Here is a 22,110-nt window from a genome sequence, read left to right as displayed (position 1 = left end):
GCCCGGCTTGCTCATGAAGATTTATCTCCTGTCGCTTGGCGCGGGCGTTCTCGTCGGGGTGATCTACAGTCTCCTCAACGTGCGCTCGCCCGCGCCCCCTCTGGTGGCTTTGGTCGGCCTGCTCGGCATTCTCGCCGGCGAGCAGATTGCCCCGGTCGCCAAGCAGATGATTGCGGGTCATGGCCTGGCCGCCGCATGGCGGCAGGCGAAGTGCGCGCCTCACATGTTCGGCATGCTGCCCGGGCGGCATGCCGACGAGGCCAAGGAAACCACTAACGTCGCGGAGAAAGCATCATGAACGCTCCCGATACTATCTTCCACCGTGGCCTCTTCACCACGCTCGACCGTTCCAACCCGACTGCAAGCGCGGTCGCCATCAAGGATGGCGTCTTCACGGCGGTCGGCCACGACAGCGAGGTCATGAGGCTGGCCGGACCTTCGACCAAGGTCGTCGATTTGAAGGGGCGCCGCGTCCTGCCGGGGCTGATCGACAACCACCTGCACATCATCCGCGGCGGTCTGAACTTCAACATGGAGCTCCGCTGGGACGGGGTGCGCTCGCTGGCCGACGCGATGGACATGTTAAAGCGGCAGGTCGCCGTCACGCCGCCGCCGCAGTGGGTGAGGGTGGTCGGCGGATTCACCGAACACCAGTTCGCGGAGAAGCGGCTTCCGACGATCGACGAACTCAATGCCGTCGCGCCCGACACGCCGGTCTTCCTGCTGCACCTCTATGATAGGGCCATACTGAACGGCGCCGCCCTTCGTGCGGTTGGCTATGCGAAGGATACGCCTGAACCGCCGGGCGGCGAGATCATGCGAGACGCCAAGGGCAATCCGACGGGCTTGCTGCTGGCCAAACCGAACGCCAACATTCTCTACGCGACCCTTGCCAAGGGACCTAAACTTCCCTTCGATTATCAGGTCAATTCGACCCGTCATTTCATGCGCGAATTGAACCGGCTGGGCGTCACCGGTGCGATCGACGCCGGCGGAGGATTCCAGAACTATCCGGAGGACTACGCTGTCATCCAGAAGCTGAACGAAGAAGGCCTCCTGACGATACGGCTGGCCTATAATCTCTTCACCCAGAAGCCCAAGGGCGAGAAGGAGGACTTCCTCAACTGGACGAAGACCTCGAAGTACAAGCAGGGCGACGACTATTTCCGGCACAATGGCGCCGGCGAGATGCTGGTGTTTTCGGCGGCCGACTTCGAGGACTTCCGGGTCGCCCGTCCGGACATGCCTCCGGAGATGGAGGGCGAGCTCGAGGAGGTCGTCCGGGTTCTCGTTCAGAACAAATGGCCCTGGCGGCTCCACGCGACCTACGACGAGACGATCTCGCGGGCGCTGGATGTGTTCGAGCGCGTCGATCAGGACATGCCCCTGGAAGGGCTGCATTGGTTCTTCGATCACGCCGAGACGATCTCGGACCAGTCGATCGACCGCATCGCGGCGCTCGGCGGCGGCATCGCCGTGCAGCACCGGATGGCATATCAAGGCGAATACTTCGTCGAGCGGTACGGGGCCGGGGCCGCCGAGGCGACGCCGCCGGTCAAGAAGATCATCGACAAGGGCGTTAAGATCTCCGCCGGTACCGACGCCACGCGCGTGGCTTCCTACAACCCGTGGGTCTCTTTGTCCTGGCTCGTCACCGGCCGAACCGTCGGCGGATTGCGGATTACGCCCCAGCGCAACTGTCTGGATCGCGAGACGGCGCTGCGGATGTGGACCGAGAACGTGACGTGGTTCTCGAACGAAGAGGGTAGCAAGGGCCGGATCCAGGTCGGCCAACTCGCCGACCTCGTCGTTCCGGACCGCGACTACTTCTCCTGCAGCGAGGCCGAGATCGCCGACACCACGTCGGTATTGACCATGGTCGGCGGGCGGATCGTCTTCGGCGCGGGCGATTTTTCGAGACTGGAGAGCGTTACGCCGCCTCCCGCCATGCCCGATTGGTCGCCAGTGCGGCGTTTCGGCGGTTACGCGGCTTGGGCCGACGACAAGGCCAAAGCAAAGGAAGGCAACCTCGCCATGAAGGCCATGCAGATGTGCGGCTGCGCCAACTCCTGCGGCGTGCATGGACACGATCACGCTGCGGCCTTGTCGAGCCGGCTCCCTGTCTCCGACCTGAGGAGCTTCTGGGGCGCTCTCGGGTGCGCCTGCTGGGCGGTCTGACATGGGGTCCAAAACGTCACCGAAATGGATCTCGGCGATCCTTCGCTGGCCGCTTCTCTGGCATGCGGCCAGGCTGGCTTTGGTGTCGGCCTATATCCTAGGCGGCTTTACCAAACTGCTCGACCTCGCGGGTGCAGCGGCCGAGCAGGAGCACTTCGGCCTGCATCCGGGATTGCTGTGGGCGTCAGCCGCCATCGTGGTCGAACTCTGCGGGTCTCTGCTCGTCGTCGTCAACCGCTTGGTTTGGCTTGGCGCTGGCGGCCTCGGCGTCCTCACGTTCGTGGCGATGCTTACCGCGAACGCGTTCTGGACCATGGGTGGTCATGAGAGATTCATGGCCACGAATGCCTTCTTCGAACATCTCGGATTGATCGCAGGCCTCGTCATAGTAACGATTCTTTCCGAGGAAGCCGTCTTTCGCCCGAAGCCCGCAGCGGGATCTCAAGCTATTCAAGGAGTCTCTCGATGAAACCGACAAGAATATTGGCTCTGCTTGCGCTCGCAGCGGCTGTCGCGGCGACTACGCCGGTCATCGCAAAGGACGCAACGAAGTCCAGGGACGCGGCGGTTGCCGTTGCCCCTCAGTACGACACGACCCACGTCTACGTGGCGCCCGACGATGTGGACAAGTTCGCCGCGAGTTTTTTGGCGACCTTCGGCGGCAAAAGCACAAAGCAGGTGGTGGCGACCGTCACGCCCACGCCGAGCAGCACTACGTCGCAACTGTTGCAGACGCCCGTCGGCACCGTCTCGGTGTTCGGCTTCAAGACGCCGATCCCGTACCCGTTCGGCGCCGAGCGGAACGGCTATCTGGTCGGAGACATGGACGAGGCGATCAAGGCGGCACGCGGGGCGGGCGCTGACGTGATCGTCTCCACCTTCCCGGATCCCATCGGGCGCGATGCCGTGGTCCAGTGGCCCGGCGGCGTCAACCTGCAAATCTATTGGCACACGACGAAACCCGACTACGCTCCGTTCGAGCGGATTCCGGAGAATCGCGTGTACGTCTCGCCCGACAAGGCCGCCGCCTTCACCCGGAGTTTTCTTGCGTTCTCGCGCGGGAAGATTGTCTCGGATGACGCGAAGGCGCCGGGCGTCGAGATCGGCCGGACTGACGCGACCTACAAGCGCATCCGGATCGAGTCCGCGTTCGGGAAGATGGTCGTACTGGTCACGGATGGTCATCTGCCGTATCCCTATGGGCGGGAGACGACGGGCTATGAAGTCGCCGATCTTGCCGCCACGCTTGCCAAGGCGAAGGAGACGGGCGCTACGGTACTCGTCGAACCCTACACGTCAGACGGCCGCTCCGCGGCATTCGTCATGTTCCCGGGCGGCTACATCGCCGAGATCCACTCGCTCGCGGAGAAGAGCGCCGCGCGGGCAGCGGGGAAGTAAGGGGTGATGAGCTTGACGCCAGATTGGGCCCGTCTGCGCGGATTCTGGATCGTCCTGTCGATCGCGGCCTTCAGCGCCGGCGCCGACAGCGCGTTCGCGGATGATGGGGACGCCACGCTCCCGAAACGGCCCGCGATTCTGGCGAACCGTTGGGCGGAGGATTGGTCGGTTCTCGCCGATCCGAGACTGCGGACCGAGCCGTTCGACGAGCTCAAGTACATTCCGCTTTGGGCCACCGACCCGAAAAGTTACATCTCGCTGGGCGCTACGCTGCGCGAGCGTTTCGAGTACAACAACGCAGCGGGCTTCGGCACCGGCAATACGCCGGCGGACAGTTACCTCTTACAGCGTCTGCAGGTCCATGCTGATGTTCACTTCAACGAGAATTGGCGCACCTTCATTCAACTCGAGGACGATCGTTCCTTCCATAAGTTCAACGTCACATCCGTCGACCAGGACCGACTAGACCTTCGTCTTGCCTTCCTCGAGTACGTCAACACGTTTTCGGGCGGGACCTTGAAGGCGCGCATAGGACGACAGGACTTCGCCTTCGATCTTCAGCGCTTCGTATCGTCGCGGGACGGGCCCAATGTCCGACAGTCGTTCGATGCGCTCTGGGCCGACTGGGAAACGGGAGCCTGGCGTTTCATCGGTTTCGTCAGCCGTCCGGTGCAATACTTTGATGGGCGTCCCTTCGACGATACATCGAACGACAACTTCCGATTCAGCACGTTGAGGGTCGAGCGCAAGGTGCTCGGCGATAACGAGCTGTCCGGCTACTATTCTCTCTACGAACGGAGCAATGCCAGATATCTGGATGCCCTTGGCGAAGAGCACCGGCACGTCTTCGATGTCCGCTTTGCGGGCAACGCCCAACACTTCGATTGGGACCTCGAGGCCATGGGGCAGGTGGGCCAGGTCGGTACGACGGACATTCGCGCTTGGGCCGTAGGTGCGCGGACAGGATATACGTTCGCGAACGCGCCATGGCAGCCTCGCCTGGGTGTCCAGTTCGATGCTGCCTCCGGAGACCGCCGTCCCGCGGACGGAACGCTGGGTACGTTCAACCCGCTCTTCCCGAACGGTTACTACTTCACCCTCGCCGGTTACACGGGGTACGTGAACCTGGTGCACCTCAAACCCTCCATAACCGTCAGTCCGGCGGAGCGGCTGAAGGTGATGGGGGCGATCGGCTTGCAATGGCGCGAAACGACGGCCGATGCAATCTACGTCCAGCCCAACGTGCCGATAGCGGGCACCGCTGGCGTTGGCAGCAATTGGACGGGAGCCTACGGTCAACTCCGCCTCGACTACGCGTTCAATGATCATCTCACGGGCGCCATCGAGGCCGTCCATTTCGAGGTCGGTGATACGATCATCCGCGCCGGCGGGCACACCAGCAACTATCTGGGTGTCCAGCTTCAATACGGTTGGTGACATGCCACGCAATATACTTCTGCTTCCGCTCCTGATGAGCCTGAATGCAGGTTTGGTCGATACCGCCGGCTTTCTCGCGCTCCAGGGGCTGTTCACTGCGCACGTCACCGGCAATTTCGTCACCTTCGGTGCGGCCATGGTGTTGGGGACATCCGGTGCCTTGGCCAAGCTGCTCGCGCTCCCGGTCTTTTGCCTGGTGGTGATCACCACTCGGATATTCAGCTTCGTCCTGCCTGCAATCGGGTTGCCGATCTTTCGTTCGATGCTGGCCATCAAGATCATACTTTTGGCGGTGGGCGGTGCCTGTGCCGTCTACTTCGGGCCGTTCGTCCAAGGAGATGGCTGGCAGGCGATCTGCACTGGCATGATTTTGGTCGCCGCCATGGCGATTCAGAATGCCGCGCATCGCATCCATATGGGCACCGAGCCCCCCACCACCTTGATGACGGGCACGACCACCCAGATCATGATCGACGTTGCGGACGTCTTGCGCGGCGCGCCAGCTTCGGTATTGACCGTCGCCAAGCCGCGGCTCGGCAAGATGGCGGCGAGCGTGGCTGCCTTCGCACTGGGATGCGCCGCCGGCGCCTGTCTCTACGCGAAGTTCGGGACGTGGTGTTTCGTCCTCCCGCCGCTGATCGCTTTCCCAGCCGTGTTCTTGGCTGCCGCCGAGCCGAAGTGACGCGGCAGGAGTGATCGGGATTGAAGGACCTGGCAAAAGTGTGGCCCGGTCGACGTACGTCCACCGGGCACTTGCAGTGTCGGAGGTCGCTCGTCAGGAGGCCGTCGCATGATGCTTCGCTTCAGTCAGCCACGCGCGGGCGAGCGCGGCATCGATATGCGAAAGCGATGGCCCGCGGGCTCCCGCTGTCGACAGCATGGCAGCCAGCGCATCTGTGTTGTCGGCAGTAAACGCGAGGGAACAGAAATGGCTTCCGAGACTTCCGATCCTTCGCCTCGATCCTATCCCCCGTCGGTCTCGTTCGTGCGAAGAGCCGGCCCGATCGTCGTCGCCCCCGGCATCGCGGACACTTTCGCCCAGATCGAAAAATGGCTGCTGGAAGAGGCCTCCGCCGAGCGGCAGATGATTGACCTCCTCGCGAAGCTGATCCGACAGATGAAGGCCGCCGGGTCTTCGGTCGATCGACTTACCCTGCACATAGGCACACTCCATCCCCAGCTTGTCGGATTCGCATGGGTCTGGAACGCCGACGATGGCTTCTGCGACGAGGTGCGGGTAGCTGACGCCGCGGTCGATTCCGACGCCTACAGACTCAATCCGCTGCAGCGTATCGTCGAAACCGGCGAGACGATCCGGCGAGAGCCGACTGAGCCGTCGTCGCAGGCGGAATTTCCCATCATGATCGAGCTCGCGGCCGCCGGCATGACCGACTACGTGGCGATTCCCTTGTCCGGTCTGGACACCCGTAACGTGATCACCATCGCGACGAAAGAGGCCGGCGGCTTCGCCGAGGCGGAGATAGATTCCTTGGCCCGTCTCTTCAAGCTATTCGCGCTGCATGTGCAACGGCACAGCGAGCTGAAGATCTCCGAAAACGCCTTGGGTGCCTACCTTGGTTACGGCGCCGCCGCCAAGGTCCTCGAAGGTGCAATCAAGCGCGGCGCGGGAGACTCGATCCGCGCCGTGATTTGGGTCTCGGATCTCAGAAATTTCACGAAGATGTCGGATGTTCTCGCCCCGGCCGACATGCTGGTGCTGCTGAACGCCTACTTCGAAGCGATGGCGAGCGCCGTGGCCGCTCACGGCGGCGAGATTCTCAAGTTCATCGGCGACGGCATGCTCGCGGTCTTTCCGGAGACGGTCGGCGTCGCCGAAGCGTCGCGCGCGGCCGTCTCGGAGGCAAGGGAGGCGATTGCCAGACTCGAAGCCTCCAATCGGACCATCCGTGTCGCGTCCGACGCCGAAGACCGCACCTCGCTGCGGGCGGGCATCGTCCTTCACGAAGGTGAGGTCTTCTTCGGCAACATCGGCGCCCCGGATCGCTTGGACTTCACGGTCATCGGCGCGGCCGTCAACGAGGCCTGCCGCGTGGAAGCGCTCACCAAGACGATAGGCAGAGACCTCCTCCTGACGGAAGCCGTTGCCCGACATCTCTCTCATGATGTCGAGCATCTCGGTAAGCACCAGTTGCGGGGCGTTTCCGCTCGAATGTCTGTGTACGGAATGGCGGGATGAGGACCAATGCGCGTGAGCAGGAGTTCGGCCGAGGCAGTCGAGACGCCGGCCCGCTGCAGCATCCGGATCTCACGCTCCTGGGCGCGGAGTTGGCCGCGCACGACACTCGGGCTAAACCACGTCTCCTCCTATGTTAAGCACTTTGGGTCACTACGGAAAGCCTATGCGATGATCGGATATGTAGCGCCCCGCGACCGCGACTGGTTAGATACCAGGAAATTCTGGGGCGCCGAACAAGTGAGGCACGCCACTGAACTCGCGGAGGTCCTGAGCGCTGACCTTGGTCTTGAGGCTGAACTTGTTCAGGGTGGGATCAGTCTTGATATTGGCGGCGTACGCCAAGTTTCGTTTCTCGTTGCACGACGACTCGCGCAGCGTGGAGCGGACCATGCACCGCAGTGGAAAGCCTATCGAAGGCAAATTTCATCCGGACTGCTCGCAGTGATGCGGTTGGACGCGACGAACAGAGCAATCGAGGACTATGTGCTGTTGTCTTCCCCGTTAAGGGCTGGACGCTATGTCTGGCTTTCATCCGATTCTCTCCGCCGTCATCACGGAGTCCCCTGCGCCGGGAAGGAGGAATTGATTAAAGCGATCAAGGCGAGGTTAGCGAAATCCAACCATGCCGCCCGAGCCAGCTCAGCGCCGCTGAACAAGCGAACGAAGCTAAGCCGGTCCAAAACCAAGGGCTCCGGCGAACGGCGTTTATAGTGCGGAGATACAGGAACGCTCCGATGAACCCGCCGTAGTTCTTCCGGAAGTCTCCATTTAGCTTCGCGAGCTTGAACAATTCCGAGGATGTGTCGACTTCATCGGCCATCGGGCTGGCTCCTCCGGTTTGCTAGGACCAGCACCCTATGAACCACTGTTTTGCCCGACGGAGCAAGAAGAATTCGCATTATCAGAATGCTCTAGATGGCGGAACTTGCCCGGGTCGCACGTCTGTAGTCTGCAGCGAAAAAGCCGCTTCGGACGGAGGCGTTAAGCGCTGCCTCCGCTGTCTTCTTTCTCACCGGTCGCCACTATCTTCAGTGACCCGTCCTGAAGCGGCCGCTGCAGCGCCTTGGCCTCGTCCCAGGGGGCGCGCATCCACACGTCCACCTCGGCGGATGTCGTCAGGATGACGGGCATCGCCTTGGGATGGATCTCGCCGACCTCGGCATTCGCGTCGGTGGTCAGGAAGGCGAACAGGTCGTTCGTGGTCTCGCCTTCCTTGACCTTGCGGACCGATGTCCAGTTCGTCCAGAGGCCAGCGAAGCAGGCGAGGGGACGAGTCCCGTCCAGGGCAAACCAGATGTCACCCCCAGCGGCCTTGTTAAACTCGCTGAACGACGTGAACGGTACGATGCAGCGATACTCCGTGCCATACCACCGGCTCCAGTGTTTGCTGTTCAACCGACGGATGTTTGTCGTGCCGCCATCCGGCTCCATCCGGAGCAGCTCCTTGAAGTCGACGGTCTTGCCCTTGGCTTCCAACTTCTGCGCGCGCTTCTTGGTTGCTTCCAAGAGGGCGCTCTGCGACGACGGCATGCCCCAGCGTGCCATCGCGACTTCGCGCCCGTCGACCCCGTTGCGTACTATCGGCGCGGAGTAGTCCGGGAAGATGCCCGGCATCGACGGCAGGTTTCCGACGCGGCTGTTCAGCGCCCCGAACAAGCGGCGGATCGCATCTACGTTTTTGGTCATCGAATAGAGATTGCACACGATCAGGTCTCCGGTGCGGCCTGGCGGGAGCGCGATGCCAGCTGCAGAAGGGTAGCTGAGGGCCGGCGGCCTGCCTTGCCACATTTGCTGCAGCGGAGGCGGCTGGCCAGGTCATGGACGAATGTGGTCGGTGGATGGCGCAGCGCCGCCAGGTCGACGTCTCGCCGGGTCTTGCACCGCGAGCACTCGATCTCAAGCCAGGCGTAACCGCCGTTGATGGCCTGATCGACAGTCGGCGATGGGTCGATCGGTCCTCCGTCGGCCCACATCCTCTCATTCCACGATTCGCAGAGCAGCTTGTCTGCCTCTCGGATGAGGGTCTCGCCCTTAACGCGGGCTTCGGCAGACTGGCCAGCGAGAATCGTCGTCATCGTGCGCGCCCTCCCCAATTCCTTGGTGAGCGCCTTGCGGTCGCCCCCGCTGAGGGGCGTCGGGTGATGTTTCGGTGCCATGGCAGCATCCAGTTCCGCCCGCGCCGGCGACTACTCGAACGCAGGCCAGCAGCCGTCTTCCTCGTGGCGCCCGGTTCGCTGCGCGCACGTATTGTCCAAGAGTCGCCGCCCGACATCCTTCCAGAGCGCCTCCCGACCATAGAGGCGGACGGCATCGACCTTCTGAATTTCGACGACCCTGGCGCACCGTCGGCAGCCTACCCTCAGGATATGTTGAGGAATCTGGCTAAGCCGCAGCGCCCCTCCGGCGGGGCCCGACCTGCTCTCCGCGCGCGGGTCGTCCAAGAGCGCTTGCCAGTACTCTGCGGGCAAATCCGCCTCGGGGGCTAATCCGGGCTGCTGCAGTACGTTTCTGCCAGCGAGAGCGGCAATTTTATCCATCTGCTTGGGTGTCGGCATGCGCCAGCTCGAGGGTCGGTCTGTCATGGTCAATAGAACATAACAAGAACAAAGGAGTCGAGAGCCGGCGTAAAAAATATCCGCTAGTCAGCCCGTCCTCTGTGTCGGAACCATGCGCTGCCGTTCGTCTTGAATCCGTCCGAACTGGAGTTCTGCGTACCATGGCCCCCAGAGCTAACTGGAAGGCTTCTTGCGTCTGTCGCTCGTCACCTGCCCGGTGGCTCTCTACCCGGCGACATCGGAATCCGAAAAGATCTCGTTCAATCAGCTCAATCGAGCGACCGGTCACCGGATCAAGTATGTCAAGGTCGACGCCGATACCGGTGACGAGGTCGCGAACGAGGACATAGTCAAGGGCTACGAACTCGACAAAGGACAGTACATCGAGGTCACCAAGGAGGAGCTCGAGGAGCTGGCGCTGGAGTCGACGCGGACCATCGAGATCGACGAGTTCGTCGACAAGGCAGACATCGATCCGCGCTATCTGATCCGTCCGTACTACCTGCGTCCCGACGGCAAGGTCGGTCACGACGCCTTCGCGGTGATCAGGGAGACCATCCGGGATATGGACAAGGTGGCGATCGGCCGCGTGGTTCTCACCAACCGCGAGCACATTATCGCGCTCGAGCCGTTGGAGAAGGGTCTCGTCGGTACGCTGCTGCGCTACCCCTACGAGGTCCGGTCCGAGCAGGAGTACTTCGACGAGATCCAGGACGTCAAAGTCACCAAGGACATGCTCGACCTCGCAAGGCACATCGTCAACCAGAGGACGGGCACGTTCGACCCCGAAAAGTTCGAGGATCACTACGAGACCGCGCTGGTCGACCTGATCAACCAGAAGCGCGCAGGCAAGACCATCCGCCCGAAGGAGCGGCCCAAAGGCGAAAACGTGGTCGATCTGATGGAGGCTCTGCGGCAGAGCGTCGGTCGGGAGGCTGCGCCGGCGAAGGCAGCAAAGCCCGGCAAGAAGCCGCGCAAGGCGGCGGCGGGCCAGAAAGAGATGTTGATGCCGATCCAAGGCAAGAAGCCGGCGAAGGAAGCAGCGGCGAAGAAACCCGCGACGGGCCAGCGGCGGAAGTCGGCTTAGGCGGTTGATGACCGGGGCACCGCGGTGCATCAGGAAGCCGCGGCCCAACGCGCGATAAAGTGCTTCAACCGGACGCTTCGATGACCTTCACCATCGGCATCATCTCGGATACGCACGGCCTTCTCAGACCGGAGGCGCTGCGGGCGCTGGCCCATGTCGACCACATCATTCACGGCGGCGACATCGGCGATCCTGAGATCATCACCGCGCTGCGGAGAATTGCCCCCGTCACGGCAATCAGAGGAAACGTGGATACTGGCGAGTGGGCTACCGAATTTGCCGAGACTGAGTTCGTACGGCTCGCCGGACGGCAGTTCTACGTTCTGCACGACCTCAACACCATGCAGGTCGATCCCGTAGCTGAGGGCATCGATGTCATTGTTTCCGGCCACTCCCATGTGCCGAAGATCAACACCGTAGACGGCTTGCTTTATGTGAACCCAGGAAGTGCAGGGCGCCGACGCTTCAAGCTACCGATCACGCTTGCGACCCTCGAAATCACGCTCGACGGACTGAAACCGATCATCCACGATCTTGAAGTCGGATAGGCCGCGCCGCGGCACGTCCAGTCAGGCGAAACTTTCGGCGCCGTTTCGGCCGCCTGGGCGTCGAGCCAATCGCGGACCGATGGATGCGGATAGATGCCGGGCAAAGTACGCCCCCTATCGAAAGTCATGGTCCCGATTGACCTAAGCCGCAACACTTCCGCTCGCGGAAATCAGCAAATCCGCCGGAATATGGAAACGTTCGCGCAGACGCTTCACCATCGTCATGCTCAATTCGCGCTTGCCGGACATGACCTGACTGACGCGACTCGCAGTGCCCAGAAGCGGCACAAGATCAGCGCGCGTCAAACCATGTTGCTCCACCAGATAGGTCAGCAAATCGGGCAACGGCGGCGCTTTGCGCGGCCAGCGCGCGCGTTCATACGCCTCGATCAGGCGAGCCTGCGCTACCATGCGCGCTCGATCAACAGCCTCGTTAGATTTCATCAGCTTGCCGACAAGCGCCTTGGCCGCCTCATGATCGGCCTGGTTCTGAATAATTATCAATGTTGCCTTCATCACACCGTCTCCGCGTCCACCTTGTCATAGTCTTCATAACTGCCGAAAAAGCGGATCATCAACACGCCATCACGATATTGAACCATGGCGATCAGGCGGTAGTCATTGGCCTTGATAATGGCCTCAGATCGGCAGATCCAGCTGCGGCTCGGCTAGATCACTAGCCTGCAGCGATGAAAGCGAGACCCCCAGTAGCCGCACGGACTTAGGCATCGGCATCTCGGCCTGCAGCAGGCCGACGGCTAGGCTTTCGAGATCGTCCCGGCTCGGAACCGGCGTCACGACGGACCTGCTGCGGGTGATGATCTCGAAATCGAAGAACTTGACCTTGAGCGTCACGGTCCGTCCCCGGTTGCCGGTGCTCTCACAGTGGCGCCAGACCTTGTCGATCAGTGGCCGGAGCTCGGCCGCCATCGCGTCGAATGTCGTGAGGTCCACCGAGAACGTGTTCTCGGCGCCGATGGACTTGCGGATGCGGTTGGCGCGGACGGGACGATCGTCGACGCCGCGCGAGATCCAGTAGTAATAGGCGCCGGACTTGCCGAAGTTTGCGTTCATGAATTCGAGCGTCTGGTTGCGGATGTCCATTCCGGTGAAGATGCCGAGGCCGTTCATCTTCGCGCTCGTCGCCGGTCCGATGCCGTGGAATTTGTCGACCGGCAGCGACTCCACGAATGCGGCCCCCGTCTCCGGAGAGATGACGTACTGGCCGTTCGGCTTCCTGTGATCCGAAGCGCGCTTCGCCAGAAACTTGTTGTAGCTGATGCCGGCCGAAGCGTTGAGGCCCGTCTCGGCCTTGATCTTCTCGCGGATCCGCAGGGCGAAGTCGCGGGCGAGGGGGATGCCCTGCAGGTTTTCGGTGACGTCGAGATAGGCCTCGTCCAGCGACAGCGGTTCGATGATCGGCGTGTGCTCCGCGAAGATGTCGCGGATTTGCCGGCTGATCGCCTTGTAGACCTCGAAGCGCGGTTTCACGAAGATCAGGTCCGGACACTGCCTCTTGGCGGTGACGGACGCCATCGCAGAGCGGACTCCGAACTTGCGGGCCTCGTAGCTTGCCGCCGCTACCACGCCGCGTTCCGCCGAGCCGCCGACCGCGACCGGCTTGCCCCGCAAGTCCGGATTGTCCCGCTGCTCGACCGACGCGTAGAAGGCGTCCATGTCGATGTGGATGATCTTGCGGTGGGAAAGGCCGGCGTCGGGGCGGCCTTGGGCCGGTGCGTCCATCTCTACGGGTCCGTCCTTCGCCGCTCCGCCTTGACAAATAGAGCTATCAGAACAAAAAAGGAACGATAAAACCGTATGCGGCTGGTCGTTGAGGACAGATTCGTTGACCCAAACAGTTGGGAACCCGGCGCGCGTCAAATGAAGCCTACCACGTTGCCGGTCTACTATTATCTCGACCATTTCGTCGAAATGCTCGACTTCGTCGAGAGGACGTATGGCGAGATCCTCACCGACGAGCACCGCTCGTTCACCTCGCGCTTTCGCGTCCTTTCGAAGGACACGCAGTGTCTGCTCATCCGAATGGTCAACCGGCGAGGGGCGATCTTCAATCGCGCACTCTTCAAATATCCCGAGATCACCGACCTCGAAGCTGCGGCGCGTGACTTGATCGACTGTGGCCAGGCGCGCGGGCTGCGCGCTGAGGACTACTCCGCTTTCGTCCTTTGCTTGCCGAAGACCGCACTTCTCGACGGCGCCCGTGCTGCGGGGTTCGGCCGTGACATCCGTACTTCGTGGTCGAAGCCGGTGCTGGCCGACTTCTTCGTCGCCGCGATCCCGTTCGATCTTGCCGCGAGGCATTGCGGCGCCGGCGGCTTCATAGCGCTCGACAACACGCGGCCGATCGAATTCCTGCTGTATCTCTACTTCGGGAAGACGGCCGACGACCTCAAGAACTTCGCTCTGCGCGATCTCGGCGTCCTGCGCACGAACAGGGAGACGTCGTTCAGCGCGCGCTTTGCCGACGCCGACGAAGCGTATGCGTGCTTTCACTACAGTCGGGTGCTGGACCGTATCGAGGTCCGCTCCGCCGACATCTACCAAGCGGCGGCTGCGGCGATCCTGGACGGACCCTCGCGGACAACCGAATACGCCGCCGACCTTGCGGCCCGCGCCGCGTGCCAGGTCGGCCAGTTCTTCGAGAAGCAAGGCGACGAGGATCTGGCCGAAAGGCTCTATCGTTTCGGCGGCTCGGGCGATTGCCGCGAGCGCCTCGTCCGGTTGCTCTACGCGAACGGCGATAAGGAGACGGCTGAGAGCCTGCTGCGGGACATGATCGACGATCCCGAAGGCGACGACGAGCACCTCTTCGCGACGGATTTCTACGCGCGCAAGTTTGGCGGCCGGAGGACGGGTCTGTGCACCGAGTTGCTGCGATCGGGACGGACGATCGTCGTCGACGACCTACATCGCGGGAATCTCGAGGCGGGCGTCGCCGGCATACTGCGGCGCCAGGGCGGGCAGGTCTACTTCGCCGAGAACACGCTGTGGCACACGCTGTTCGGGCTGCTGTTCTGGGATGAGCTCTTCGAATCCGGTCAGCTTCACAGCGGTTTCGACTGGGTCCCTCATTGCCTTCGCGACCGGACCTTCTATCGGCGGTTCGCCTCGCAGATCGACGGCAAGCTCGCGGAGGTCAGATCCGGTAATGCGCTTCCGATTGTCTTGCGCACTGTGACCGCCAGATGGGGCCGGCCCAACGGAATCTTCGCTTGGGACCACGTGCAGATGGACGCATTGCGTGCCTTGCTCGAAGGCGCCGGCGCGGACGGCTTGGCTGAGATTGTTCGGGCGATGTGCGACGATTTCCGCGGCATGCGGGACGGCTTCCCCGACCTGATGCACGTGCGCGACGGCAAGGTGTCATTCGTCGAGGTCAAGACGGAAGGCGACGCCATACGCCGTAACCAACTAACCCGTCTAGGCCAACTGGAGAACGCCGGCATCCCGGCCCAGATCGGTCGCGTGGACTATCGGTTCGACCCTGAGCAGGACTACGTAGTTGTCGACATCGAGACCACGGGAGCCTGGTCGTCCGGTGATCGCATCACTGAAATCGGAGCGGTCAAGGTGCGTAACCATCAGGTGGTCGACGAGTGGCACTCTCTCGTCAATCCGCAGCGGCCGATCCCCGCGAAGATCGTCGAACTGACCGGCATCACCAACGAGATGGTCCGGGACGCGCCTATGTTCCACGAAGTGGCCGACAGTTTTATGGCGTTCATGGGCGACGGCATCTTCGTCGCCCACAACGTGAACTTCGACTACGTTTTCCTGTCTTACGAATACGAACGGCTCGAACGGCGCTTCCGCTTTCCGAAGCTGTGCACTTGCGTGGGAATGCGGCGTCGATATCCCGGGCATAAATCGTACGGGCTCGGGAAATTATGCGCGATCTACGGGATCGAGCTCGAGAATCACCATCGAGCACTATCTGACGCGAGGGCAGCGGCCCATCTGTTGAATTTAATCAATAAGAAGCGCGAAGACAGCATAGACGCCGAGCAGGCACGATCACTGCTTCCTAACGGTTTTGCCGCAAAGTCGGTCTAAGAACGAATCCTTGAAAACGAGTTTTTTCTGGATGCAAACCTGCGAGACCGTGATGTTGCGTCTGCGGTCTGAATGCGGATTTCGACGCTCGGTGCTACTTCACGATCCAGACGGTCATGCCCGGCTCAAGGCCTGCCGCCTCCCCCTGCGGGTCGAGGCGCAGGCGCAGCGTGTTGCGGTCATGATCGCCAATCACCCGCTCTGCCTGCCAGGTGGCAAACACGCCGAGCGGCCGCAGCTCGGTGATGACCGCCTTGGTCGCGCTATTGGCGCCGTTCCGCATCACGGTCGCTGTTTCTCCCATCGCGAGACGATCGAGATGGTCCTCACGTACGTTGAATGAGAGCCATTGCCTGCCCGCAACCTCGACCATCAGGATCGGCTGGCCCGCGCGAACATTTTCGCCGACCTCGGCGGCGATGACGCTGACCACGCCGTCGGCCGACGCGCGCAACACCATCTTGTCGAGGCGGCGCTCGAGCACGGTGACAGCGGCGGCCGCGGCCTGCACCTGCGCGTCGGCGATCGCGCGCTCTTCCCGGGTCGGGCCCGCCACGGCCGCATCGTAATTGGCCTGGGCCTCGGCCACGTCGGCGCGCGCGCTGGCAACGTCGTTCTCGGCCTGGTCGAGCGACTGCTGGGATTCGAAGCTCTGGCGCGCCAGCGTACTGGTCCTGGTGAGTTGGGCCTGCACGAAGTCGAGGCGGGCGCTGGCCTTGTCGATGGCGGCTTTCAGCGAGTCGACCTGCTCGCGGCGGACGCCGGCATAGACGTTGTTGCGGTTTGCGACGGCGGACGCGAGTGCCGCACGCGCCTGGTCCGCCTGCGCCGTCAACTCGATCGCCGAGAGCCGCGCCACGACGTCGCTGGCCTTCACAGAGGCACCCTTCTCGACCGCGATCGAGACCAACTGGCCGTTGACCTCCGGCTCGACCCTGATCTCGGTCGCGCGCACGACGCCGACGATGGCTGCCGGCGGTGCCGAGTGGCGTATGACGTAGAGCAGCGCGCCCGCCGCGACCAGCGCGAGCGGAATCGCGACGAAGGCGGCCGGTCTAAGGTTGGGCATGTCCCTGTCTCCGCTTGACGGCAAATGCCGAGATCACCGCGAGCGCGAAGTAGCCAAGCACGAGGCACCACAATGCGAGCCAGTCATGCGCAACCTCCCAGATGCCGGCGCCGAGCTGGTTGATGCGCACGAGGCCGTCGATCGCGGAGTCGGCCGGGAATAGCCGGCCGAACGCAAGGGCCACCTCCGGAATCGCTTCGCGCGGCCACGCGAAGCCGGCCATGAAGAACTGCGGCAGGCTCGTCGCCAGCAGCAGGATGGTTGCGTTCTCCGGTCGTGTGAACCAGGCCCCGACGGCCTGACCCATGAAGCTGGTTGCCAGCAGAAAGACACTCGCGAGCGCGAGGATCTGCGGAAGATGGCCGAGTGCCGAAAAACCGTAGATGCGGGGCAGCACGATGGCGTAGAGCGCGAGCGCAGGAAGGTAGACGGTCAGATGCGCGATGCCGCGGCCGAGCACGCCGGCAAAGGCTGCGCCTCCGCTCGCCAGCGCGGTGCCGGTCAGCATGGCCGCGCCGATCAGCAGGGTCTGCTGCAGGATCAGGATGAAGGCCGCCGGAACGACGTAGCTCGCATAGCCGCCCACCGGGTTGAAGATCGGCTGCAGCAGCACGTCGGCCGGGCTCGACGTCGCGAGCTTCGCCTTGACGAGGCTCCCATCCGAGCGCGCGCCGCGCGAAACGAGCTCGGACGTCAAGGTTCCGATGGCGGTGGCGACCCCGCTGGCGCTCGATCTGAAGATGAACAGATAGGTTGCGTCCGCATAGACGGGTATGTGGGCGGTGATGCCCTTGAGCACGTCGCGTTCGGTGTCGGGCGGGATCTCGACGGCGGCAAAGGCCTGCCCGCGATCGATCGCGCTGCGCGCCTCGGCGAGCGTTCGGGCGCGAACCGTCACGCTCAATGCGCCGCTCGCATCCAGCGTCTCGACGATCTGTCGGCTGAGATCGCTGAGATCGTTATCGACGACCGCAATCGGAAGCTTGCGAAGGATCTGGTTCAGATAGGGCTGCGGATAGTAGATGCCGTAGACCAGGGGAGCGAGAAACAGCAGAGCGAAGGCGCCCCGCGTTCCCAGCACGCGCCGCCACTCCGCCACGAAGGCGCCGCCGACGCCGCGCGGTGTGGAGATGGCTTCGGATGGCTCGTCAGGCCGCGCTATTGCAAACCAGCCCTTGCGGGTGACGTTCGCCATGCGCATCCACGCCAGGCCGGCAAAGAGCAACGCCAAACCCGCAAGCGCCTCGAAGGGAATAGCGGAATCCGCGACCGGCAATCCCCGCGCGGCTTGTCCCAGCAGGACGGCCATGTACCAGCGAAGCGGCAGGATCGCGCTCCATGTCTGCGCAAAGGCATTCATGCCGATGGTGGGAAAGCCGACGCCGGCATAGCCGAATGCGGGCGAGGCAATGAGGCCCGCAAGCCCGAGTCCGGTGGCGAGATCGCCGGCCAGAAGCTGGAGCAGGGCGCCGAGCGACAGATAGGCGACGATCAGCAGCGAGGCCGCAGCGATCATCAACGGCAGGTCGCCCTTGAAGGGAATCTCCAGCACGCCCTCCAGGAACAGCGGCTCGGCCAGCATGATCAAAATGAAGAGGCAGAACAGCGGCGCGAGCTTGCCGGCCAGCGCGACAAGGGGATCGCCGCCGGCACTTTCGAGCCAGGCCCGCGCGTCGCGGCGGCGGAATTCGGAGCCGACGGAATAGCCGGCGGCAAGGGTAATCACAATGTGGATGATGGTCGGCAGGAGCGCGCGCAGCAGGAACTGCGCGTAGTTCTTCTGCGGATTGACGAGCGCCATGGTCTCCGCCTTGAGCGCTCCCAGGGACGCCGGCGCAGGTGCCGCGCGACTGGCGGGAGCGGCCACGGCTGCCGCGGCGGAAAGTGAATCGCTCAGACCCGAGGATGCGATGCCGGAGGGAGTCAAGAACTGCTGGTTGTAAAATCCGACGATCTGCGGGCGGCGCGCAGCCTCCAGGTCGCGCTCGAAATCCGGCGGGATGTAGACGGCCGAGATCGACCTGCCCGAACGTATGTCCTGCACCGCCGTAGACAGCGTCCCCGAGCGGTCGACGATTTTCAGGCTCGGAGACGCCGCGACATATTCCACCAGGGCCCGCGAGGCGTCCGACTTGTCCTCGTCGACGATCGTCACGCCGAGCCCGCGAATGACCGGATGGCTGAACACCGTCGTAAGCACCACGAAGGCGAACAGCGGCACGCCGAAGATGAGCAGAAGCGCCACGCGATCGTGAAACAGCCAGCGGCACTCGCGTCGCGCGACCAGCAGAAATCCGGGCTTTGGCGCCGGCCTCATGGCCGCAACCGCCAATCCAGATAGGCGCTCATTCCCGGTCGCAGCTCGGGCACGGGCTGGACGGGATAGGCACGGATCGAAAACGTACGCAGGTCGAAATCACCCGAAGCACGCGTGGCCCGCCAGCTCGCATATTCGCCCTTGGTCGCGATGAGCTTGACCTCGACCGCGACGGAGCGGTCGCCGAGGGCCGGAATGCGGACATCGAAGCGATCGCCGACCTTCAGGCCTTTGACGAGATCCTCGCGCAGATCGAAATGCACCCAGAGGTCGGCCAGATTGATCAAGGTCACCAGCGGCACGCCCGGCGAGACGTATTCGCCGGGTTCCACATTGCGCTGATAGATCTGCGAGGCTACGGGCGCGTAAACCACGAGCTGGTCGATGATCGATTGAACGCTCTGGATATCAGCACTGGCCTTTTCGACATTGGTCTTGGCAATGGCCCGCTCCTCCTTGGTGTAGCCATTGACCGCCTGCTCATAGGCCGATTTGGCCTGGTCGACGGCGCGTTCGCTTTCGTGCAGCGCATCGGTTGCCTGATCGAGCCGGGCTTGCGGCGCGTTGCCTTGCTCGGTCAAGGTATGTGTACGGTCAAACGTCTTCTGTGCCAGCACCTGCGCCGCCTGGGCGCGCTCCATCTCCGCCTTCCGTGCCGCGACGACCTCCACCCGCGTTCCGACGAGTACGTTGGCAAGCTGGGCGTCCGCGACCGCCTTGGCTGCCTTCATCTGCTCGTGTTTGGCGAGCGTTTCCAGATTGTCGATCTGGACCAGCACCGCGCCCGCCGCAACGTTCTGGCCACGTTCGACGGGGATCTTGCCGACCCGTCCGTCGACACGCGCGGCGATATCGAGCCGCGTTGCATCGACCTCGCCCTGAACGAGCAATGGTTCCGGTCGCAAGAGATAGAAGGCGGAAAGCGCGACGACGACAGCCGCAACGACACCGACGATGATGGAAGGAGTACGCGACGGGTTGCGCGAGATTTTCGCCTGTCCCTTAGCCGGCTCGTCGGGTGTGTTTTGAATGTCTTTGTCAGAGCTCGGCACGTCCATGCCTGACTCCCTTTCTCGTGACCGGATGGCCCACTCTATTCGGTTGCCAGGCCCAGTCGCAATCGCGAGGCGCTGATTTTTTCGAGTCAAAACCGACCATGTAACCTGTCCGTTGCCCGTGCTTGGACATTTGATGCCGTACTTGTCAAAAGCTGCTGCTCTCGCATCGATGATCGTCCCGTTGTCCTGGAGGGGCGCAGGGGATCGAGCAGCAGACCCATTCCAGCGGTGACATTCCTGTCCAAGATGACGGACGGCGATCGCGTCATAGTCGCGTCACCTGACCCGGTTCGCGGTCGGGCCAGGATGCAGGTGCTACATGCCAAAAGCCGTCACGAAATCAAGCCCCTCACTCCCTCGTCTCTTCGTTCTCGAGCTGAATGCTGGTTGCATTCACGCCATGAACACGGATGGCTCAGAACGCACGACCATCGTGACCGGCTGCCACCTTCCGGACGGCATCGTCGTGGATGTCGAGGCTGGCCATATCTACTGGACCAACATGGGCATCCCGAACCTGAACGACGGGTCCATCGAGCGCGCCGACATCGACGGCAAGAACCGCAAGACAATCGTCCCGCAGGGACACACCCACACGCCGAAGCAGATCATCCTCGATAGGAAGGGCGGCAAGCTCTATTGGTGCGACCGCGAGGGCATGCGCCTCATGCGCTGTAACCTCGACGGCTCGCAGCTGGAGACGCTCATCGAGGCGGGGCACAGCGAAGCCGATCGCAAGGACCAGACCCGATGGTGCGTCGGACTGGCGATCGATCCGAAATTCGGACACATCTACTGGACGCAAAAGGGCCCCGTCAATGCCGGGCTCGGCCGCATCTTCCGCGCCAATGTTGAAATACCCGCCGGCCAGACCGCAGCCACAAGATCCGACATCGAGATCTTCTATGACGGTCTGCCGGAGCCGATCGATCTGGAGATCGACCACACGAATCGGATTCTCTATTGGACCGACCGCGGCGATCCCCCGCGGGGCAACACGGTGAATCGAGCTTCGATCGACAACAAGCCCGCCGAGTCCGAGATCGTGGTGACCCATCTCATGGAAGGCATCGGCATCGCGCTCGACGTCCCGAACGATCGCATGTTCGTGACCGACTTCGCCGGCTCGGTCTACTCGGCGCGGCTCGACGGATCCGGCGAGCGCAACTTCCTCTTCGCCCAGGGCAATCTCACCGGCATTGCCTATGCCGAAGTCTGACCAACGCATTGGAGAGAATGACATGACCGACACCAAGCCCATTCGCCGCATCGCCATCATCGGCACCGGCGTGATCGGCGCGAGCTGGAGCTCGCTGTTTCTCGCCAAGGGACTTCAGGTCGTCGCGACCGATATCGCGCCGAACGCAGAAGCAGCGCTGAGGAAGTTCGTCGAGACGGCCTGGCCGGCGCTCGAGCGATTGGGCCTGTCGTCCGGAGCGTCGCAGTCGAACCTCACATTCACGCCCGACATCGCGCAGGCACTCGCCGGCGCCGACCTCGTCCAGGAGAACGGGCCCGAGCGGATCGAATTCAAGCAGAAGCTCTATGGCCAGCTCGACGAGCTGTTGCCGCCGGACGTGATCATCGCATCGAGCTCGTCGGGGCTCACAATGAGTGAAATCCAGAAGGGCGCCGCGTCCCATCCCGAGCGCTGCGTCATCGCCCATCCGTTCAATCCGCCCCACTTGATTCCGCTGACGGAGATCGTCGGCGGCGCAAAGACCTCCGAATCCACGATCCGTCGCGCAGAGGAATTTTATACGTCGATCGGACAACGGACGGTGCGCCTCAACAAGGAAATGCCAGGGCACGTCGCCAACCGCCTGCAGGCCGCGCTGAGCCGCGAGGTCTATTACCTCGTAGCAGAGGGTGTGGTGAGCGCCGCCGACGTCGACACCGCCCTGAGCTGGGGGCCGGGCCTGCGCTGGGGCGTCATGGGCAGCATGATGCTCAACCATCTCGGCGGCGGTCCGGGCGGCATCGAGCACTTCTTCCAGCAGTTCACCGGCCCGATGACAGCCTGGTGGAAGACCCTTGGCTCGCCGGTGCTGACGCCGGACGTGCAAAAGAAGCTCATCGACAGCGTCCATGCCGAGGCCGGATCGCGCACCATCGCGGAGTTGGAGGCGGAGCGCGACGAAGTTCTGCTCGGCCTGATCGAGCTGCGCAAGAAAGCGGCCAAGCCGAGCTAA

At 62.9% G+C, this 22,110-nt stretch carries 21 protein-coding genes and 2 pseudogenes; 14 read left to right on the top strand and 9 right to left on the bottom strand.

Features of this window, described 5'->3' with window-relative positions; all coding sequences use genetic code 11:
* Positions 1–13 precede the first annotated feature (13 nt).
* The 8 genes from FXV83_RS12235 to FXV83_RS12195 all read left to right on the top strand — a co-directional run bounded on the left by FXV83_RS12235 (position 14) and on the right by FXV83_RS12195 (position 7,921).
* Positions 14–298 carry a XapX domain-containing protein gene (locus FXV83_RS12235; protein WP_148739426.1) on the top strand — a complete coding sequence of 95 codons (285 nt, stop codon included), beginning with the start codon at positions 14–16 and terminating at the stop codon, positions 296–298.
* A complete protein-coding gene (locus FXV83_RS12230) occupies positions 295–2,178 on the top strand; it encodes an amidohydrolase (RefSeq protein WP_148739425.1) in 1,884 nt (627 codons plus the stop codon). Before FXV83_RS12235 ends, FXV83_RS12230 begins: the two co-directional genes overlap by 4 nt.
* Position 2,179: 1 nt before the next feature.
* Complete coding sequence (locus tag FXV83_RS12225; RefSeq protein ID WP_148739424.1) at positions 2,180–2,647, top strand: DoxX family protein; 468 nt, start codon at positions 2,180–2,182, stop codon at positions 2,645–2,647.
* Complete coding sequence (locus FXV83_RS12220) at positions 2,644–3,576, top strand: VOC family protein (RefSeq protein ID WP_148739423.1); 933 nt, start codon at positions 2,644–2,646, stop codon at positions 3,574–3,576. Before FXV83_RS12225 ends, FXV83_RS12220 begins: the two co-directional genes overlap by 4 nt.
* Positions 3,577–3,582: 6 nt before the next feature.
* On the top strand, positions 3,583–5,013 hold the full coding sequence (locus FXV83_RS12215) for an alginate export family protein (protein ID WP_187435855.1): 1,431 nt from the start codon (positions 3,583–3,585) through the stop codon (positions 5,011–5,013).
* 1 nt (position 5,014) lies between these two features.
* Positions 5,015–5,695, top strand: a complete 681-nt coding sequence (locus tag FXV83_RS12210) for a YoaK family protein (protein ID WP_148739458.1) — start codon at positions 5,015–5,017, stop codon at positions 5,693–5,695.
* 108 nt (positions 5,696–5,803) lie between these two features.
* Positions 5,804–7,210: an adenylate/guanylate cyclase domain-containing protein gene (locus tag FXV83_RS12205; protein ID WP_187435849.1), complete on the top strand. Its 1,407-nt coding sequence runs from the start codon at positions 5,804–5,806 to the stop codon at positions 7,208–7,210.
* Between the two features lie 168 nt (positions 7,211–7,378).
* Entirely contained in the window at positions 7,379–7,921 is a 543-nt protein-coding gene (locus FXV83_RS12195; RefSeq protein ID WP_187435848.1) for a hypothetical protein, read from the top strand.
* A 270-nt stretch (positions 7,922–8,191) separates the two neighbouring features.
* Here FXV83_RS12195 and FXV83_RS12190 read toward each other — a convergent pair whose 3' ends face one another.
* Genes FXV83_RS12190 through FXV83_RS43995 form a run of 3 tightly spaced genes read right to left on the bottom strand, consistent with a single transcriptional unit; the run spans position 8,192 to position 9,792 of the window.
* The gene (locus FXV83_RS12190; protein ID WP_148739419.1) at positions 8,192–8,914 is read right to left on the bottom strand and encodes an SOS response-associated peptidase; all 723 of its coding nucleotides are present in this window, start codon (positions 8,912–8,914) and stop codon (positions 8,192–8,194) included.
* A 2-nt stretch (positions 8,915–8,916) separates the two neighbouring features.
* Positions 8,917–9,366 (bottom strand): hypothetical protein, encoded by a 450-nt coding sequence (locus FXV83_RS12185; protein ID WP_148739418.1) that lies wholly within the window; start codon positions 9,364–9,366, stop codon positions 8,917–8,919.
* A gap of 30 nt (positions 9,367–9,396) precedes the next feature.
* A complete protein-coding gene (locus tag FXV83_RS43995; RefSeq protein ID WP_148739417.1) occupies positions 9,397–9,792 on the bottom strand; it encodes a hypothetical protein in 396 nt (131 codons plus the stop codon).
* A gap of 134 nt (positions 9,793–9,926) precedes the next feature.
* On the opposite strand from FXV83_RS43995, the pseudogene ku reads away from it, so the two are divergent.
* Together ku and FXV83_RS12170 are read left to right on the top strand one after the other, a co-directional pair.
* A pseudogene (gene ku / locus FXV83_RS12175) lies at positions 9,927–10,852 on the top strand (non-homologous end joining protein Ku).
* Positions 10,853–10,932: 80 nt separating this feature from the next.
* A complete protein-coding gene (locus tag FXV83_RS12170; protein ID WP_148739416.1) occupies positions 10,933–11,400 on the top strand; it encodes a metallophosphoesterase family protein in 468 nt (155 codons plus the stop codon).
* A gap of 141 nt (positions 11,401–11,541) precedes the next feature.
* Here FXV83_RS12170 and FXV83_RS12165 read toward each other — a convergent pair whose 3' ends face one another.
* From FXV83_RS12165 to dinB, 3 genes are read right to left on the bottom strand one after another with little or no spacing between them, the layout of a single operon-like run.
* The gene (locus FXV83_RS12165) at positions 11,542–11,916 is read right to left on the bottom strand and encodes a helix-turn-helix domain-containing protein (RefSeq protein WP_148739415.1); all 375 of its coding nucleotides are present in this window, start codon (positions 11,914–11,916) and stop codon (positions 11,542–11,544) included.
* Positions 11,916–12,032, bottom strand: a complete 117-nt coding sequence (locus FXV83_RS12160; RefSeq protein WP_283811706.1) for a type II toxin-antitoxin system HigB family toxin — start codon at positions 12,030–12,032, stop codon at positions 11,916–11,918. The genes FXV83_RS12165 and FXV83_RS12160 overlap by 1 nt, the downstream gene beginning before the upstream one ends.
* A gap of 7 nt (positions 12,033–12,039) precedes the next feature.
* Positions 12,040–13,143: a DNA polymerase IV gene (dinB, locus tag FXV83_RS12155; RefSeq protein ID WP_148739414.1), complete on the bottom strand. Its 1,104-nt coding sequence runs from the start codon at positions 13,141–13,143 to the stop codon at positions 12,040–12,042.
* A gap of 75 nt (positions 13,144–13,218) precedes the next feature.
* On the opposite strand from dinB, the pseudogene FXV83_RS45130 reads away from it, so the two are divergent.
* Together FXV83_RS45130 and FXV83_RS43990 are read left to right on the top strand one after the other, a co-directional pair.
* A pseudogene (locus FXV83_RS45130) lies at positions 13,219–13,482 on the top strand (hypothetical protein); the annotation flags it as partial.
* 711 nt (positions 13,483–14,193) lie between these two features.
* A complete protein-coding gene (locus FXV83_RS43990) occupies positions 14,194–15,474 on the top strand; it encodes a 3'-5' exonuclease (protein WP_235939453.1) in 1,281 nt (426 codons plus the stop codon).
* Between the two features lie 94 nt (positions 15,475–15,568).
* On the opposite strand, the gene FXV83_RS12145 is transcribed toward FXV83_RS43990, so the two are convergent.
* Genes FXV83_RS12145 through FXV83_RS12135 form a run of 3 tightly spaced genes read right to left on the bottom strand, consistent with a single transcriptional unit; the run spans position 15,569 to position 19,918 of the window.
* Positions 15,569–16,543 carry an HlyD family secretion protein gene (locus tag FXV83_RS12145; protein WP_148739412.1) on the bottom strand — a complete coding sequence of 325 codons (975 nt, stop codon included), beginning with the start codon at positions 16,541–16,543 and terminating at the stop codon, positions 15,569–15,571.
* Complete coding sequence (locus FXV83_RS12140) at positions 16,530–18,860, bottom strand: ABC transporter permease (RefSeq protein ID WP_148739411.1); 2,331 nt, start codon at positions 18,858–18,860, stop codon at positions 16,530–16,532. Before FXV83_RS12140 ends, FXV83_RS12145 begins: the two co-directional genes overlap by 14 nt.
* Entirely contained in the window at positions 18,857–19,918 is a 1,062-nt protein-coding gene (locus tag FXV83_RS12135; RefSeq protein WP_148739410.1) for an HlyD family secretion protein, read from the bottom strand. The genes FXV83_RS12140 and FXV83_RS12135 overlap by 4 nt, the downstream gene beginning before the upstream one ends.
* 400 nt (positions 19,919–20,318) lie before the next feature.
* Between FXV83_RS12135 and FXV83_RS12130 the strand changes: the two genes are divergently transcribed.
* Positions 20,319–21,137 carry a 3-hydroxyacyl-CoA dehydrogenase gene (locus tag FXV83_RS12130; RefSeq protein ID WP_347341048.1) on the top strand — a complete coding sequence of 273 codons (819 nt, stop codon included), beginning with the start codon at positions 20,319–20,321 and terminating at the stop codon, positions 21,135–21,137.
* A 22-nt stretch (positions 21,138–21,159) separates the two neighbouring features.
* Complete coding sequence (locus FXV83_RS12125; protein WP_148739408.1) at positions 21,160–22,110, top strand: 3-hydroxyacyl-CoA dehydrogenase NAD-binding domain-containing protein; 951 nt, start codon at positions 21,160–21,162, stop codon at positions 22,108–22,110.

Source organism: Bradyrhizobium hipponense, from assembly GCF_008123965.1.
GTDB lineage: Bacteria > Pseudomonadota > Alphaproteobacteria > Rhizobiales > Xanthobacteraceae > Bradyrhizobium > Bradyrhizobium hipponense.
Note: the sequence above shows the minus strand (reverse complement) of the source record. Positions and strands in the feature narration are given on the sequence as shown.

Excerpts from the sequence above, each read along its gene's own strand:
- FXV83_RS12185 (WP_148739418.1), bottom strand. The coding sequence starts at position 9,366 with ATGGCACCGAAACATCACCCGACGCCCCTCAGCGGGGGCGACCGCAAG.
- FXV83_RS12125 (WP_148739408.1), top strand. The coding sequence starts at position 21,160 with ATGACCGACACCAAGCCCATTCGCCGCATCGCCATCATCGGCACCGGC.
- FXV83_RS12230 (WP_148739425.1), top strand. The coding sequence starts at position 295 with ATGAACGCTCCCGATACTATCTTCCACCGTGGCCTCTTCACCACGCTC.
- FXV83_RS43995 (WP_148739417.1), bottom strand. The coding sequence starts at position 9,792 with ATGACAGACCGACCCTCGAGCTGGCGCATGCCGACACCCAAGCAGATG.
- FXV83_RS12135 (WP_148739410.1), bottom strand. The coding sequence starts at position 19,918 with ATGGACGTGCCGAGCTCTGACAAAGACATTCAAAACACACCCGACGAG.
- FXV83_RS12210 (WP_148739458.1), top strand. The coding sequence starts at position 5,015 with ATGCCACGCAATATACTTCTGCTTCCGCTCCTGATGAGCCTGAATGCA.
- FXV83_RS12235 (WP_148739426.1), top strand. The coding sequence starts at position 14 with ATGAAGATTTATCTCCTGTCGCTTGGCGCGGGCGTTCTCGTCGGGGTG.
- dinB (WP_148739414.1), bottom strand. The coding sequence starts at position 13,143 with ATGGACGCACCGGCCCAAGGCCGCCCCGACGCCGGCCTTTCCCACCGC.
- FXV83_RS43990 (WP_235939453.1), top strand. The coding sequence starts at position 14,194 with ATGATCGACGATCCCGAAGGCGACGACGAGCACCTCTTCGCGACGGAT.
- FXV83_RS12170 (WP_148739416.1), top strand. The coding sequence starts at position 10,933 with ATGACCTTCACCATCGGCATCATCTCGGATACGCACGGCCTTCTCAGA.
- FXV83_RS12195 (WP_187435848.1), top strand. The coding sequence starts at position 7,379 with ATGATCGGATATGTAGCGCCCCGCGACCGCGACTGGTTAGATACCAGG.
- FXV83_RS12205 (WP_187435849.1), top strand. The coding sequence starts at position 5,804 with ATGATGCTTCGCTTCAGTCAGCCACGCGCGGGCGAGCGCGGCATCGAT.
- FXV83_RS12130 (WP_347341048.1), top strand. The coding sequence starts at position 20,319 with ATGAACACGGATGGCTCAGAACGCACGACCATCGTGACCGGCTGCCAC.
- FXV83_RS12140 (WP_148739411.1), bottom strand. The coding sequence starts at position 18,860 with ATGAGGCCGGCGCCAAAGCCCGGATTTCTGCTGGTCGCGCGACGCGAG.
- FXV83_RS12165 (WP_148739415.1), bottom strand. The coding sequence starts at position 11,916 with ATGAAGGCAACATTGATAATTATTCAGAACCAGGCCGATCATGAGGCG.
- FXV83_RS12220 (WP_148739423.1), top strand. The coding sequence starts at position 2,644 with ATGAAACCGACAAGAATATTGGCTCTGCTTGCGCTCGCAGCGGCTGTC.
- FXV83_RS12215 (WP_187435855.1), top strand. The coding sequence starts at position 3,583 with ATGAGCTTGACGCCAGATTGGGCCCGTCTGCGCGGATTCTGGATCGTC.
- FXV83_RS12225 (WP_148739424.1), top strand. The coding sequence starts at position 2,180 with ATGGGGTCCAAAACGTCACCGAAATGGATCTCGGCGATCCTTCGCTGG.
- FXV83_RS12145 (WP_148739412.1), bottom strand. The coding sequence starts at position 16,543 with ATGCCCAACCTTAGACCGGCCGCCTTCGTCGCGATTCCGCTCGCGCTG.